This window comes from Bacillus sp. H1a, from assembly GCF_000633475.1.
GTDB lineage: Bacteria > Bacillota > Bacilli > Bacillales > Bacillaceae_G > Bacillus_A > Bacillus_A paramycoides.
The window spans coordinates 33548-47032 of the sequence record NZ_AYMH01000039.1; the positions used below are offsets into that span (position 1 = coordinate 33548).

A 13485-nucleotide genomic window follows, 5' to 3' on the forward strand; every position below is an offset into this window, starting at 1 on the left:
AGGAAACAAAAATGGAATTTGGCGTGATATTTAATATTTTTTTATTGGAGATGAAAATATGATCGTAATTAGCGCTTGTTTAGGTGGTATCGCTTGTCGGTATGACGGCAACGATAATCTTGTTTCCAAAATAGAGGAGTTATTACAAAGAGAAGATACTATCCTCGTTTGTCCTGAAGTATTAGGAGGATTGCCAACACCTCGTCCTTCAGCTGAAATTATTGGTGGGAATGGCGATGACGTTTTAGATGGAAAAGCAAAAGTGATGACGAAGGAGGGACAAGATGTCACGGAGGCTTTCGTGCATGGTGCTTATAAAGCATTAGAACAAATAAAAGATTTAAATCCAGAATATATTATTTTAAAAGAGCGTAGTCCATCTTGTGGTAGTTCTACTATTTACACAGGAGAATTTAACGGCAATAAACAAACTGGTTACGGGGTAACAACAGCTTTATTTAAAAGAAATGGATTTAAAGTCATTTCAGAAGAAGATTTTGAGAATGAAAAAAGGAATTGACTACGCTCGTCAATTCCTTTTCCTCATTCTTTATTTCACACCTAATTTTTCTTTCACTTTCGCAGGAAGCTCGTCTTTCTTCACTTCTTCCCAAGCCGTTACACCTTTTTTATCTGAGTAGTATACGCGTAGAAATGCTTCTTTACGAAGGTTTTTTTGTGCATTAAATTCTAATTCTTTTTCTTTACCATCTTTATCAAAACCAGTTAGCTTATATTGGTAATCTTTATATCGCTCACCATTATCAGATTTACCATTATACTCTTTTCCATCTACTGTAATTTGAACGTAGTACTCATCTTTCCCCATGCGGTTTAAATCACAGCCAACTAAAAGGCTTGCAAATACGACTAAAATACTAAAAAGTGCGATATATCTCTTCAATTCCTTCACCTCATATGTTTTCTTATATTGTCATATTAAAGCCTTCGCTCTAAAGAAAAAATTCAAAAACATGACATGAACATTACACTTTTGTAAGATAGTAAAAAATCGTATGTACAACCACTCAAATATAGTTATTTCTTCACTCTAGAAATCGTTATTCCATCACCAATCGGAATCAGTACAGATTCTAAATTTGGATGGTTTGCTACCATTTCGTTAAATTTCTTCATAACTTCTGTATAGCGTTTTTGTTCCGCACTTTCATCTACTACACTACCACCAGCTAAAACATTATCCATAACAATTAATGCACCAGGCTTAGCAAGTTCAATGCAGTACGTTAAGTAATTTTCATTTGACTCCCTTTTGACATATTTTAATTTAACCGACTACAGGTCACTTACCTTCTAAACAAACTTTTGTTCATAGTTGCCCCTATATAACCTTGTTTTATCCAGTCTTCTTCTCTTCGTCCGTCTTAAATTCTCCCGATGGCTCTAGCGTTGCAATCCATCTTCCACTACCTGCGTAACAGTTCCATTCGGTTCGAAGATTACACGTAATGTTCCTTCGCCACCATAACCAGTATAACTGTATACTGAATACGATTTATATTTCTCAATGATATGTGGCTGTCCAATCGCAGCTTTTACCTGATTTGCAGGCATACCTTTTTTGATTTTCAAATAGTCATTATAGCCTACTACCGCCGAATCGTTATTTACATCTTTATACCACGGTACACGGTCGTTTTTTTCTTCATATTCCTTCGCAGGCTCTTCACTACGTTTCGTAGATAACTGATTCTCTTTGTCCGCATCCCTTGTCGCAGTACGTTCAATATTCACAACGTAGCCATACGTATTTAATTCAACCATAATTTCATATGTACCATCCGTATCCTTTTCAGTATAAAATACGCGTTTTTCATTGTTATTATAATGTTTTAGGTTCTCACCACCGTAGTCAATCTCGTTAAGAATGTCCGTATATGTCATGCCTTCCTCAATCTTTTTGGCTTCGTCACTAGAAATATAACGCTTCTGTGACGATGGAGCGTCCTCATATTTAATGCTGTCACGTTTGCTCGTAGTCATAGGCGTTTCCTTCTGTTCTTTTAGTACTTCCGCTTCCGTCTTCACCTGTTGCTTTGCTCCCGCTTTTGTTAATGCATCTGTATCGTTAGAACATGCTCCAAAGATTGACGCTGTAGCCAACGCCATCCCTAATAAAAGTACCTTCTTAAATGACTTCATTGTAATTCCCCCTGTATTTTTTAATGTCTAGTAACCTGTGCATTTTAATTAATATGGTACTAGTCCCTGCTATACAATTTGATATGCTTTCCCCCTTCATGCCTTCTCTTTACTCTTCTTTTGACGTATAAAACTACCTATCATATCTCTAATAAGCGATGCGGCTACAGCTAGTCCGAATATAACTGCCAATTCTCCCGCATATACATTGCCGATTGCCTTCGTTACAAACATTAATATTAATGCGATTAATATTAGGATAGTTCCGCCATTATTCTATATTACTATTACATAATCTCTTTTTAAACGAATAATATGGTTATATAGTCGTCAACCCTCCGCATGTGTTCTCGAAATAATAATATTCAAAGCCCGTTACAAGGTTAACTTTGCATACATTTTCTTTTTTAACGCCAAAATAAAAGACCTTCCTAACGATTTCATTTCATCGCTAAAAAGGTCTTTTTCTATTTCGGCTAAAAACTTAGCACTCTTTTGGCTCACCAGCATTCAATGCTGTACGGAAAGATGACCCACATGATGCGATTTCATTTGGATTATCAATTGTAAATTATGCGTTTAGTTTAAGGGAGATTAAAAAATGATAAAATAAAGCATAAAAAATTAGGAGTATATGATAAATAATCAAACCTGTCCTTGTTGCGGTTATAAAACATTAGAAGAACGTAATAATTAGGAAACATGTCCAATTTGTAAGTGGAATGATGATGAAGTTCAGGTGGTTTCCCATGATATTCGTGGTGTAAATAAAGAAATTGGAAGCCAATAGATGAAAAATAATAATTCCTTATTCAACTAACGCATGCATGAGTTGAACAACCTTAGTTAGGCTACTTCGTTAGCCATTTTTTAGTATCAACTGGCAGTTTAGTTTTCAATATGTGAAAAGGGATTTCTAAGTAAGTGATTGAATATATATTTATTGTTTACTCATTTTTGGTAGGTTCCTTTATGGGAAATAAGCTTTACTGTATTCCTGTACTTTGCACGGTTCTATAATAACTTATAGTGGTGCTGTAACGGGATTTCCTATAGTGCGATAATGTATTTTTTAATTCATTTATTATAGAAATTGCAACTCTCTTCCTCAAGAATTATTTCTTTTGGGTGAAAGTTTTTTTATTATATAAGTTTCATTCTGTCATCATTTAAAGTTTTCGAGAGGGGAAATTATATGCATCCTATTTTATTAGATGTTCCGTTACAAATAGAAACAGACAGACTAATTCTTCGAGCACCACTTCAAGCTGGTGACGGGAATGTAGTATACCAGGCTATTAAGGATTCAATTAATGAGTTAAAGCAATGGTTGCTTTTATTCCAGTCAATTCCTACTGTTGAAGAAACAGAAATTATCCTAAGAAATGCGCATATAGATTTTTTGAAAAGAGAAAGCTTTCGCTATCTTATCTATCATAAGGGGACTAATGATTTTATTGGAACTGCTAGCCTTCACGGAATTAATTGGAAGATTTCTAAATGTGAAATTGGCTACTGGATTAACACGCAATTTAGTGGCAATGGATATATGACAGAAGCAGTAAGTACGTTAACAAACCTTGGATTTCAGTTATTCAAATTTAGAAGGATTGAAATACGATGTGAATCTAATAACACTAAAAGTCGTACGATCCCTGAAAAACTAGGTTTTGAGCTTGAAGGGATATTACGTAATGAAGATCTTTCAGCTGACGGTAAAAAACTAACTGATACCTGCATCTATGCAAAGATAAATTAGATTAAAATTTGAAAATTCCTTGTACAACTAAAACATGCGATAGTTGTACAACATATCTAAAGGTCGGTTTCCAAATTTGGAAGGCGGCTTTTTTGATTTTTTATAACGAACGGTGTCATAATGAACTACGCAAAAAGGGATTAAAATTCATGCATTAAACGTAGGACTACTGGAAAATACGATGATGGGGCGCTTCTTTATTCAAACACTGTTAGCAGTTGCGGATATTTTGGGCTAGCATTCACCATCTTTGTAATACTCTTTTTCTTTTTTTACGGCAAAAGAAAAGACCTCCCTAACGATTAAAATCCATCGCTAAGAAGGTCATCACCTTCCACAACCGTATATTGAACGTTTTAGGGTCGTTTATCTCCCAAAAGATATTTGTTTTCTTGCGATCCGTAACCCTCCGATTCAGTTTCCGCCTAGACTAACGAAATGAAAAGACTTAGCACTCTTCCGGCTTACCAGCATTCGACGCTGTACGGAAAGATGATCCACATCCGCATGATGCAATTGCGTTTGGATTGTCGATTGTGAATCCACCGCCAAGCATAGATTGTTTATAATCAATTTTTACTCCTTTAACAATTGGAGCACTTTCTTTATCGATAACAAATTCAACACCGAAAAACTCAAGAACTGTGTCGTCTTCTTTTGGTTCTACTTCAAATCCTAAGCCGTAAGAAAGACCACTACATCCGCCGCCGTGTACAGCAAGGCGCACGTACTTCTCTCCATCTTCAGCATCTTTTAACATATCTTTAATTTGAAAAGCTGCTTGTTCCGTTACTTCAATCATGAAATACACCATCCTTTCTGTTCTTATTCTATTATACATCTTTACGCTTCTATCTTGTACTCATACACTCCGCGGCAAATTACTTCCGCAGGTCCCTTCATTAACACATTCCCTTCTTCTGTCCATGCGATCATTAAATCGCCGCCAGCTAAATGAACCGTAATTTCCTTACTACGTTCCATTTTCCCATTTAAAATAGCTGCAACGACAGCGGCGCATGCTCCTGTCCCGCAAGCTTGTGTTACACCAGATCCACGTTCCCAAACGCGGAAGTTCATCTCTTCATCGTTTAAAATCTCGATGAACTCAACATTTACTCGCTCTGGGAACATTTCATGCGTCTCAAGAACTGGACCTAACGTTGTAAGAGGCGCCTTTTCTACATCATCAACAAAAATAACCGCATGCGGGTTCCCCATTGAAACAGCTGTAAATGCATAACGGTGATTATTGTATAAGAAGTTTTCACGAATAAATGGTGTTTCTCCTTCACCAAGCATCGGGATCTCTTCACGTGTTAAACGAGGTGCTCCCATGTCAATTTTAGCTAATGTAACTTTTCCATCCTCTACCGTTACTTCTGCCGTAACAATACCCGCTAACGTTTCAATTGTGAAAACTGTATCTTCTACTAGTTTATGCTCATACGCATATTTCGCTACGCAGCGTAAACCATTTCCACAGCTCTTTCCTTCTGAACCATCGTTATTAAACATACGCATTTTTACTGGTGCCACGTCAGAAGGGCAAATTAAAATCATTCCATCTGCGCCAATACCAGTATTAATATTTGAAACCTTTTCCGCTACAAGAGCTAAATCTTCTTCAAGAATTTGTTCCTCAAACATATTTACATATATATAACTATTGCCAAGACCATGCATTTTTGTAAAAGAAAATTGGCTCATTTTTATTCACTCCAAAAATAATTTATTATTTCAAGTATAAAATGCATGCTTTTAGAACACAATATGTATGTCCCCCGTTTCTCATATTTGACAACGTTTTGGCGATAAGCCATTCTTACACAAATCGTGTAAGAAAAAAGCCCTTCTACAAAGGGCCTTTTTTTGTTTAAACAAACATTACCGCAAATAGCGGAATAAATGGCAAAAGAAAAAGACGTTGCCTATTTGCAACGCCTTAAAACATTGGATTTTCATCCAAATAATCATATACATTATTTACAAGTTCTTCTACTGTTGTACCTTGTACAACTTCACCATTTACAAGTGCAAATGGACCTTCAAAACAAATACCACAATATCCTAAACAACCATATTCCATTACGTCTAAATTAGGATCCTTTTCTAATTTTTCTAAAGCTGCTTGTGAGCCACTTGCAAGGTTACCTACACAAAATTCGATTAATGGTTTAATCAAAACTCTCCCCCCTATATCTCTAAACAAATTACCCTTTACTTTCGCGGGCAATAGCATATATGCCTCAAAACGAAGTACATGCCAAATTGGTGAAAATGGATAAGTAACCTTATCTACTTAATCCCATTTCATTTTATTTATAAGAAGAAAACTAAGCTGTTTCTTGTTGTGTTCGTTATACATTCTAAACTATTTAGTTACTTCACTGTTTCATTTCAAAATAGATGTCCTTTTTTATGTAACATGCTGCTCATAATGAAATAGTAACTAGAAAATGAAAACAGTTTACTTTACTTTTCTTCTTATTGTACAACAGAGTATTCATTCATGCATTGTTATTTGTTCACAAATTCGATATAATTTGATTGAGTAAAGTCAAAATATTTTTTCAATATAAAATTGTATGATTAGGGGATATTTCAACAGAAAAGGGGTAATCCATCATGAAACACCTCGTACTACTAGGTGGCGGCTACGGTGGAATGAGAATTCTTCAGCGGCTACTTCCAAGCAATCAACTTCCAGATGATGTACAAGTGACATTAATCGACAAAGTACCATATCATTGCTTCAAGACTGAATATTATGCATTAGTTGCGGGTACAATTTCAGAAACGCATATTCGCATACCGTTTCCTGAACATCCACGTCTCAATATTCAATATGGTACAGTAACAAATATTGATCTTGAAACAAAAGCTGTTCATCTCGATGGCGGCGAAACAATCCAATATGATGATTTAATTATCGGGCTTGGCTGTGAAGATAAATATCATAACGTTCCTGGGGCGAAGGAATATACACATAGCCTACAATCGATTGAACAAACACGCAAAACATATGAACGATTAAATAGCTTAGAACCAAATGCAACAGTAGCTGTCGTTGGGGCTGGTTTAAGCGGCGTTGAAGTAGCAAGTGAACTTCGCGAGAGCCGTTCTGATTTAAAAATCTATTTATTTGACCGAAAAGATAGGATTTTATTCCCATACCCAGAGAAGTTAAGTAGATACGTAGAAGAATGGTTTGTAAAACATAACGTTACCATTATACGAAACTCTAACATTACAAAAGTGGAACCAAACATTGTATACAACCACGATGAACCACTTGAATGTGATGCAATCGTATGGACGGCTGGTATTCAAGCAAATGAAGTTGTTCGAAATCTTCCAGTTGAACAAGATGGTAGCGGACGGGTTGTTTTAACAAAATATCACAATATTCCAAACAACGAGCACGTTTATGTTGTAGGGGATTGTGCAGCACTTCCACACGCACCATCTGCTCAACTTGCTGAGGGTCAAGGAGAACAAATTGTCCAAATATTATTAAAACGTTGGAATAACGAACCACTTCCTGATGAACTGCCTGTTATTAAATTAAAAGGAGTTCTCGGCTCTCTCGGTAAAAAGCACGGATTTGGTTTACTAGCAAACCAACCATTAATGGGACGTGTTCCTAGATTATTGAAGTCCGGTATTCTTTGGATGTACAAACATCATAACGGTTAATACTTTAAAGGCTGCCTACTATGTAGGCAGCCTCTTTGCATCAGTTGAAAAATAATTTTTTTATAAAAAAACAATTATCAGAAATATTTTTCTCAATATTGATTCGTAAAATTTTCTATTTTCATATTAAAAACTATTGATGAAAAGTGTATGCTATTTGTAAGTTGTTTTTATTATTTCCTTTAAGACCGAATTCATTCGGTCTTATTTTTTATGTGATAAATACTTTTATTAGGGGGCATTCCGTTTCACTTATGAACTTAACAAAACTAAATAATCGAATAGAAGTGAAAAAGAAAGAATTAATCCACCTCGTTGAAAAATATGGATTTACTCACGATAAAGTCATTTCTCTCAGTCAAGACTTAGATCGTTTGCTAAACTTATTAACGAAGCTAAATACTTCCGTCTCAAGACTCCCTAACACCACAAGCAAAGAAAAAAGATGCTCCTTCTAAATACACTTTATTTTTCTATTTTTCTCTCTTTTTGATACGATATAACTAGAATCAGAAAGGAGTAAATTATGTTTATATTAAAAGACGTCAAATATAAAGATATTCTAAACATTCCTTACTTACAAATTCATAAAGAAAATATCACTTGTATTATCGGAGAGAGCGGTAGCGGAAAAAGCACGTTACTTCGCATGCTAAATGATTTACAATCCCCAACATCCGGCACAATTGAATATAACGGAAAATCTATTTTAAATTATCCTCCCATTCAATTACGCCGTGAGGTTGTCATGCTCGGACAAACTCCGCCTATTTTTGATGGGACGATTAAAGATAATTTATTAATGGGACTTCGCCTTTCTGAAAAACCATTTCCAAATGACGATTCTTTACTGGGCGCATTAACGACTGTAAGCCTAGATAAACAATTAGAAGATAGCGCCGCCTCTTTATCAGGCGGTGAAAAGCAAAGACTTGCTTTCGCTCGCATTATACTAATGGATCCACCCGTCTATTTATTAGATGAACCAACTTCGGCATTAGATAGTGACACTGAACGCCGCGTAATGAAACGATTTACTGAACTAGCAAGAGAAAAGAAAAAAACAGTTATCTTCATCACGCATTCGCAACAACTTCCAGAAGAAATTGCGGACGATATTATTGAAATTAGTAAAACAAATGGTGCTACTCGAAAGGAAGTGCTCTCAGTTGAAGGGCGTTATTGAACTCCAAATTTGGCAGCTTGCCGCTGCATATATTTTCATTCTTATTTTAATCGGACTTGTGAAATTAAAAGGAATACCGCGTGAGAAACAAATTACAATTGCAACATTCCGTATGACCATTCAGCTCGTACTTGTTGCATATGTCCTTACATACGTATTTGAAAATAGTAATCCATTTTATACAATTGCTCTCATTACTTCTATTACTACATTTGCAATTTTTAACATTTATAAACGAGTTAATATTCCGATGTCAAAAGAATTAAAACGAGTAGCCGCTATTTCCATGATTGCTGGATCAATCGGGCCGCTTCTACTATTTATCTTTGTTATTATCGGACACGATCCTTGGTATGCTCCGCAATATATCGTTCCAATTACCGGAATGTTAGTCGGGAATGCAATGACGGGAGTTTCCCTCGGAGCAAATACGTTCTTAAACAATATGAAATCGCAAAGAAATCATATTGAAGGTGCACTTATGCTCGGGGCAACTCCAAAACAAGCAGCTGCTCCGCTCATAAGAGACGCTTTTGATTCTGCTATTTTACCAACAATTAATTCCATGGTCGGAATGGGAATTATAAGCCTTCCAGGTATGATGACAGGACAAATTTTATCCGGTGTATCACCATTTACAGCTATTCAATATCAAATCGCAATTATACTTGGCATTTCTGGAAGTACAGCCTTCTCTGTCATTATCTTCTTACAACTTGGATATAAAACGTTCTTTAATAAGCGGTGTCAGTTGAAAGAAGTTGAAAGGCACTCATAAAAAACTAGTATTAAATAAGATGGCTGTAAGTAGGAGGAGCAAAATGAAAAGTAGCGAAAATTTATACCATGAAGGGAACTATCGCTTTTGGCTTAACACAAAAACAGGTAGTTTACGAATGAAATTAAACGGTGATAAAGAATTATATACTATACCAAAAAACTCAAAATTGTACGATCGACTTATGAATGACTTTTTTAGCAATTCCGTAAAAATAGAAGAAAGTAAAGCTGACTAATCATAGCTAGCTTTGCTTTCTTCTATTTTCCCATGTCTCCATCCATTCTCCCAAAGACCAATCACACAGTTTATTATCATCCGTAAATTGCTTCAAGTTAACCTTTACCTAAATTAAAAATAAAAAAACATTCCATAAGTAACAGATGTACTTAAAGGAATGTCTTTTCTTTTCTAACCTTACGCCTTCTTAACGAACTGTGATTTTAACTTCATAGCTCCGAAACCGTCGATTTTACAATCAATATCGTGATCTCCCTCAACTAGACGAATACTCTTTACTTTCGTACCAATCTTTACAACTGAAGAAGTTCCTTTTACTTTTAAATCTTTAATTACAGTAACAGCATCGCCATCTTGAAGAACGTTTCCGTTCGCATCTTTTACAACTTTTGCACCATCATTATTTTCAGCCTCTGCTTCTTGGCCCCACTCATGAGCACATTCTGGACATACGAAAAGAACGCCATCCTCATACGTATATTCTGAATTACATTTTGGACAATTTGGTAAAGTAGCCATAAATTCATTTCCTCCGTTCATTATTTATACGTAAAAATCAAATCTGATTTTTACATGTCGATAAATAAAATTTGTATAGCATTTCTTTATACTGCCATAGTCTCACGTTATTGACAAGCCTACCTCAAATTCTCATTTTTTATTGTATTTTACAAAATTTCAATTAGTATTCCGGTTTTCTACAAATAAAAAGAAGAACCTTCACAAGATTCTTCTTTTCTATTCTAAATAAACGAGTTTTTCTCTAGAAAAACCACATATTTTCTTCAACGTAAATTTGATACTCTTCTTGTTCTTCTTCACTTAATTTCTTATTATTTAAATACACTTCTTGCCATTCGAAGTAATCATCATTTAAATATACAGCGAATTTAATTTTCACATTCTTTTTTTCTTCAAAATCATAGCCAGTAAATTCTACTACATCATAATCTTTTTCTTTCTTAACATACTTCCAATTTGGATTATCCGTTATAGTTTCTAAAGCATCTCCTTCAAGACTTAAACGAACAACGTTTTTAATATTCGGTTCAGTTGGTAAATAAGATAAGCCGAAACTAATTGCACCAAATACCGCAATTACTATCGCTTGTAAACCAAGCATAACTCCGATATGAGCGCCGCCCTTTGATTGTAAATAATACTCTTTCTTATAATCAGGCACATCTTCTGCCTTATGTAAAATACGAACGATATGCTTATAATATAAACGATTTCCTTGCCATCCAGTAAATAGCATGGTTCCAACATATATTATAAAATCTATCCACATTGGCATATCAATAAAAACAGGTGTAATTAAAGTAGGTACTCCTATTAATGTAAGTATAATAAATAACTTATACATTTTACGATAGGCTAACCAAAAATGCGGAAAGATAAATGCTACCCAATTCCACGTATTTTCTTTCTCAGGATTCTTCACTTGTCCCCACTTAAAGTCGTAATACGCCGTATTCTTGCGCACAACTTTATGTAATTCTTGCTGAGAGATTGTTTCCTGTAAAATAGTTTCCTTCACGTACATCATCCTTCTCTTATTTCTATATAATTTTATTGTAAAGAAATAAAAAGAAGGAATCTAACAAAAAGTAGCCAAATTTCATGAAAATGAACAGAAATCGAATATATTCCGACAATTACTCATTTTATATTCCGTTTTACCATTAAACATATTAGAATGCTTATATATAAAGCATTTAATACACTATGTAAATATTTTATATATTTAACAAAAAAGAACCCCTTTTAGAGTTCTTTTCCCTATGTTAACTACAGATACTTATGTCAAATTACTATTCCACCATTGTACCCCAACCGTCTATTGCATAATGTTTCACATGAAACTATCCATATTCCGGATTCTCTCTCGACCACTTTCGACTGGTTTCAAACATGGGCTTCATATAAAAATTTAATAAAGACAACTATACATTCCATGACTCCTGTACTAGCTGTCGTTCTGATATTACAAGAAAAAGCATTTTTGCTTCTTACTTGTTTTTCTTTCTACAAATTAAAACAGTACGAACAAGCTAATCGCTACTTACAGCAATATTTACATTGCTCTGTGCATCTTAATAACGAGGAAAAAGAGCTGATATTCTTTCATAAAGTTGATATATATATGAAAAAACTACTAGAAAACGCAATGTAATTTCACATTGCGTTTTCTACTAATCCTTTATAACAGTTCTATATTTTTCGTGTTCCCATCAATCGCTAGTTCTTCTAAATCACCTGCTATACTCGCTAAGTCTTTCATAATCTTCGGCTGATCACCCAATTGGAAACATTTTATCCTCCCCTACCATTTCCCCCTACACTCCTCTATCACACTAAGCAAATACCTCTTCGTCATATCAGCCCTTCTCCAACTTGAGAGCTTTCGCTTTTCTTTTGGATTATGTCGTATTCGCTCTACTTCTTTTAATAAAGGTTCCCACTTATGGGGGTAAAGCTCTAACATATACTGTAATCCTCTATCTTTTGAAACGATCGTTTTATGCTCTAACGTATATAAAATACGCCCCATTGTAACGACAGCTGATTCTACCCATTCTTCTATAAAAAATAAATAGGGACGCTTCGCTTTTTCACTCCAGTAATGTTCTACATTATATTTCATCGTATTTACTACATCATCCCATTTTATTTGAAACGGGAGTTCATCTGCTTCTTTCCCGATAACAGTAATACCTTGGTTTTTCAACGTCCACCATGTGACCGCATTAATATCCCAATAACCAATATCCGCCTTACCATCTGCACAATATACGTACTCGTCCATTTCATGATTATATTTCCCTAAGTCAGTGAGCGGAATGTACATACCATCCATTCTTTTACCTAACGTATTTTTACTAAGTTTTTTATGCAGCTCTATAATTTGTTGTTTTTCAGCTTCATTCACGGAATCACTTATTACCGTAACAAAATCAACATCGCTCGTTTCTATATGAAATGCCCCTAAAGCAATGGATCCATAAACGTATACGCCGACTAACTTTTCACCCGAAAAAATTTCTTTTAATTCTACTATGTACTGCTTCATTAACTGCTTTACTTCTTCTGGCAAAGCATGTTTTATTCCATTCTCCACATCTATCCCTCCATATAAAAAAGCCTTTGCAAATTCGCAAAGACTTCCTGCTTTATAAATATTTCTCGATTTCTTCATAAACATCCTTCAAACGTGGATTTCCTTCTCCAACGATTTCACCATTTACAAGAACGACTGGATAAAACAAATCTTCTTCCACTACTCGCTCTGCGAATGCTTGTTTATCCTCATCTTCTTGATTTTCTTGAATATCAATATACTCGAACTTAAATTTATTTTCTTGTCCTTCATATTTACGACCAATCGCCGCTTGTAACCACTCAAACGTTTCTGTTGAAGATGGCATTCCAACGCAGCTTGCACAAATTACTTTCGCCCCATACACTTGAACATTAACCATTTCTTCTCCCCCAATTCTTTGTTCTAACAGTATATTCAGATGACTTACTACATAAGCACATCGTTTTACAAATTCATTCTATACCCCTATACTGAAAAAACACGTTGTAAACATGATAAAATATTTCGACAATAAAACAAGAACAGAAAAAATAGATTTTCCTCTGTATCTTGATTAT

17 protein-coding genes and 4 pseudogenes are annotated in these 13485 nt (G+C 34.9%); 9 read left to right on the plus strand and 12 right to left on the minus strand.

Going from position 1 to position 13485, the window contains the following annotated elements; genetic code table 11:
• Positions 1-58 precede the first annotated feature (58 nt).
• Entirely contained in the window at positions 59-520 is a 462-nt protein-coding gene (locus U860_RS0117445; protein ID WP_025149567.1) for a DUF523 domain-containing protein, read from the plus strand.
• A 30-nt stretch (positions 521-550) separates the two neighbouring features.
• Here U860_RS0117445 and U860_RS0117450 read toward each other — a convergent pair whose 3' ends face one another.
• The 5 genes and pseudogenes from U860_RS0117450 to U860_RS35225 all read right to left on the minus strand — a co-directional run.
• On the minus strand, positions 551-904 hold the full coding sequence (locus U860_RS0117450) for a YxeA family protein (RefSeq protein ID WP_025149568.1): 354 nt from the start codon (positions 902-904) through the stop codon (positions 551-553).
• Positions 905-1038: 134 nt separating this feature from the next.
• Positions 1039-1272: pseudogene (locus tag U860_RS0117455) on the minus strand (O-methyltransferase); the annotation flags it as partial.
• Between the two features lie 132 nt (positions 1273-1404).
• Complete coding sequence (locus U860_RS0117460; protein WP_025149570.1) at positions 1405-2163, minus strand: hypothetical protein; 759 nt, start codon at positions 2161-2163, stop codon at positions 1405-1407.
• A 96-nt stretch (positions 2164-2259) separates the two neighbouring features.
• A complete protein-coding gene (locus U860_RS35655; RefSeq protein ID WP_162791008.1) occupies positions 2260-2397 on the minus strand; it encodes a hypothetical protein in 138 nt (45 codons plus the stop codon).
• 250 nt (positions 2398-2647) lie between these two features.
• A pseudogene (locus U860_RS35225) lies at positions 2648-2734 on the minus strand (iron-sulfur cluster assembly accessory protein); the annotation flags it as partial.
• Positions 2735-3358: 624 nt separating this feature from the next.
• On the opposite strand from U860_RS35225, the gene U860_RS0117470 reads away from it, so the two are divergent.
• Together U860_RS0117470 and U860_RS36495 are read left to right on the plus strand one after the other, a co-directional pair.
• On the plus strand, positions 3359-3922 hold the full coding sequence (locus U860_RS0117470; protein WP_025149571.1) for a GNAT family N-acetyltransferase: 564 nt from the start codon (positions 3359-3361) through the stop codon (positions 3920-3922).
• A 130-nt stretch (positions 3923-4052) separates the two neighbouring features.
• Positions 4053-4151, plus strand: a pseudogene (locus tag U860_RS36495) (recombinase family protein); the annotation flags it as partial.
• Positions 4152-4370: 219 nt separating this feature from the next.
• Here the strand turns inward: U860_RS36495 and U860_RS0117475 are convergent.
• The 3 genes from U860_RS0117475 to U860_RS0117485 form a co-directional block, all read right to left on the minus strand.
• Positions 4371-4724, minus strand: a complete 354-nt coding sequence (locus U860_RS0117475; protein ID WP_000573821.1) for an iron-sulfur cluster assembly accessory protein — start codon at positions 4722-4724, stop codon at positions 4371-4373.
• Positions 4725-4765: 41 nt separating this feature from the next.
• A complete protein-coding gene (dapF, locus tag U860_RS0117480; RefSeq protein WP_025149572.1) occupies positions 4766-5632 on the minus strand; it encodes a diaminopimelate epimerase in 867 nt (288 codons plus the stop codon).
• A gap of 235 nt (positions 5633-5867) precedes the next feature.
• A complete protein-coding gene (locus U860_RS0117485; protein WP_025149573.1) occupies positions 5868-6107 on the minus strand; it encodes a YuzB family protein in 240 nt (79 codons plus the stop codon).
• A gap of 443 nt (positions 6108-6550) precedes the next feature.
• Here U860_RS0117485 and U860_RS0117490 point away from each other — a divergent pair, with 443 nt between their 5' ends.
• From U860_RS0117490 to U860_RS0117505, 5 genes are all read left to right on the plus strand, one after another.
• Entirely contained in the window at positions 6551-7621 is a 1071-nt protein-coding gene (locus U860_RS0117490; RefSeq protein WP_025149574.1) for an NAD(P)/FAD-dependent oxidoreductase, read from the plus strand.
• Between the two features lie 254 nt (positions 7622-7875).
• Positions 7876-8079: an aspartyl-phosphate phosphatase Spo0E family protein gene (locus U860_RS33610; protein WP_081806780.1), complete on the plus strand. Its 204-nt coding sequence runs from the start codon at positions 7876-7878 to the stop codon at positions 8077-8079.
• Positions 8080-8147: 68 nt separating this feature from the next.
• The gene (locus U860_RS0117495) at positions 8148-8807 is read left to right on the plus strand and encodes an ATP-binding cassette domain-containing protein (protein WP_025149575.1); all 660 of its coding nucleotides are present in this window, start codon (positions 8148-8150) and stop codon (positions 8805-8807) included.
• Positions 8791-9585 carry an iron export ABC transporter permease subunit FetB gene (gene fetB, locus U860_RS0117500; RefSeq protein WP_025149576.1) on the plus strand — a complete coding sequence of 265 codons (795 nt, stop codon included), beginning with the start codon at positions 8791-8793 and terminating at the stop codon, positions 9583-9585. Before U860_RS0117495 ends, fetB begins: the two co-directional genes overlap by 17 nt.
• A 43-nt stretch (positions 9586-9628) precedes the next feature.
• A complete protein-coding gene (locus U860_RS0117505) occupies positions 9629-9823 on the plus strand; it encodes a hypothetical protein (RefSeq protein ID WP_002174030.1) in 195 nt (64 codons plus the stop codon).
• A gap of 179 nt (positions 9824-10002) precedes the next feature.
• Here U860_RS0117505 and phnA read toward each other — a convergent pair whose 3' ends face one another.
• Both phnA and U860_RS0117515 read right to left on the minus strand, forming a co-directional pair.
• The gene (phnA, locus tag U860_RS0117510) at positions 10003-10344 is read right to left on the minus strand and encodes an alkylphosphonate utilization operon protein PhnA (RefSeq protein WP_002174031.1); all 342 of its coding nucleotides are present in this window, start codon (positions 10342-10344) and stop codon (positions 10003-10005) included.
• 244 nt (positions 10345-10588) lie between these two features.
• Complete coding sequence (locus U860_RS0117515) at positions 10589-11365, minus strand: DUF2628 domain-containing protein (protein WP_025149577.1); 777 nt, start codon at positions 11363-11365, stop codon at positions 10589-10591.
• Between the two features lie 276 nt (positions 11366-11641).
• Between U860_RS0117515 and U860_RS36500 the strand changes: the two are divergent.
• Positions 11642-12001, plus strand: a pseudogene (locus U860_RS36500) (hypothetical protein); the annotation flags it as partial.
• Positions 12002-12151: 150 nt separating this feature from the next.
• On the opposite strand, the gene U860_RS0117525 reads toward U860_RS36500, so the two are convergent.
• Complete coding sequence (locus U860_RS0117525) at positions 12152-12946, minus strand: aminoglycoside adenylyltransferase domain-containing protein (RefSeq protein WP_025149578.1); 795 nt, start codon at positions 12944-12946, stop codon at positions 12152-12154.
• Between the two features lie 52 nt (positions 12947-12998).
• A complete protein-coding gene (locus U860_RS0117530) occupies positions 12999-13307 on the minus strand; it encodes a YuzD family protein (RefSeq protein WP_025149579.1) in 309 nt (102 codons plus the stop codon).
• Positions 13308-13485 lie beyond the last annotated feature (178 nt).

Excerpts from the sequence above, each read along its gene's own strand:
- U860_RS0117445 (WP_025149567.1), top strand. The coding sequence starts at position 59 with ATGATCGTAATTAGCGCTTGTTTAGGTGGTATCGCTTGTCGGTATGAC.
- U860_RS0117460 (WP_025149570.1), bottom strand. The coding sequence starts at position 2,163 with ATGAAGTCATTTAAGAAGGTACTTTTATTAGGGATGGCGTTGGCTACA.
- U860_RS35655 (WP_162791008.1), bottom strand. The coding sequence starts at position 2,397 with ATGTTTGTAACGAAGGCAATCGGCAATGTATATGCGGGAGAATTGGCA.
- U860_RS0117470 (WP_025149571.1), top strand. The coding sequence starts at position 3,359 with ATGCATCCTATTTTATTAGATGTTCCGTTACAAATAGAAACAGACAGA.
- U860_RS0117475 (WP_000573821.1), bottom strand. The coding sequence starts at position 4,724 with ATGATTGAAGTAACGGAACAAGCAGCTTTTCAAATTAAAGATATGTTA.
- dapF (WP_025149572.1), bottom strand. The coding sequence starts at position 5,632 with ATGAGCCAATTTTCTTTTACAAAAATGCATGGTCTTGGCAATAGTTAT.
- U860_RS0117490 (WP_025149574.1), top strand. The coding sequence starts at position 6,551 with ATGAAACACCTCGTACTACTAGGTGGCGGCTACGGTGGAATGAGAATT.
- U860_RS33610 (WP_081806780.1), top strand. The coding sequence starts at position 7,876 with ATGAACTTAACAAAACTAAATAATCGAATAGAAGTGAAAAAGAAAGAA.
- U860_RS0117495 (WP_025149575.1), top strand. The coding sequence starts at position 8,148 with ATGTTTATATTAAAAGACGTCAAATATAAAGATATTCTAAACATTCCT.
- U860_RS0117505 (WP_002174030.1), top strand. The coding sequence starts at position 9,629 with ATGAAAAGTAGCGAAAATTTATACCATGAAGGGAACTATCGCTTTTGG.
- phnA (WP_002174031.1), bottom strand. The coding sequence starts at position 10,344 with ATGGCTACTTTACCAAATTGTCCAAAATGTAATTCAGAATATACGTAT.
- U860_RS0117530 (WP_025149579.1), bottom strand. The coding sequence starts at position 13,307 with ATGGTTAATGTTCAAGTGTATGGGGCGAAAGTAATTTGTGCAAGCTGC.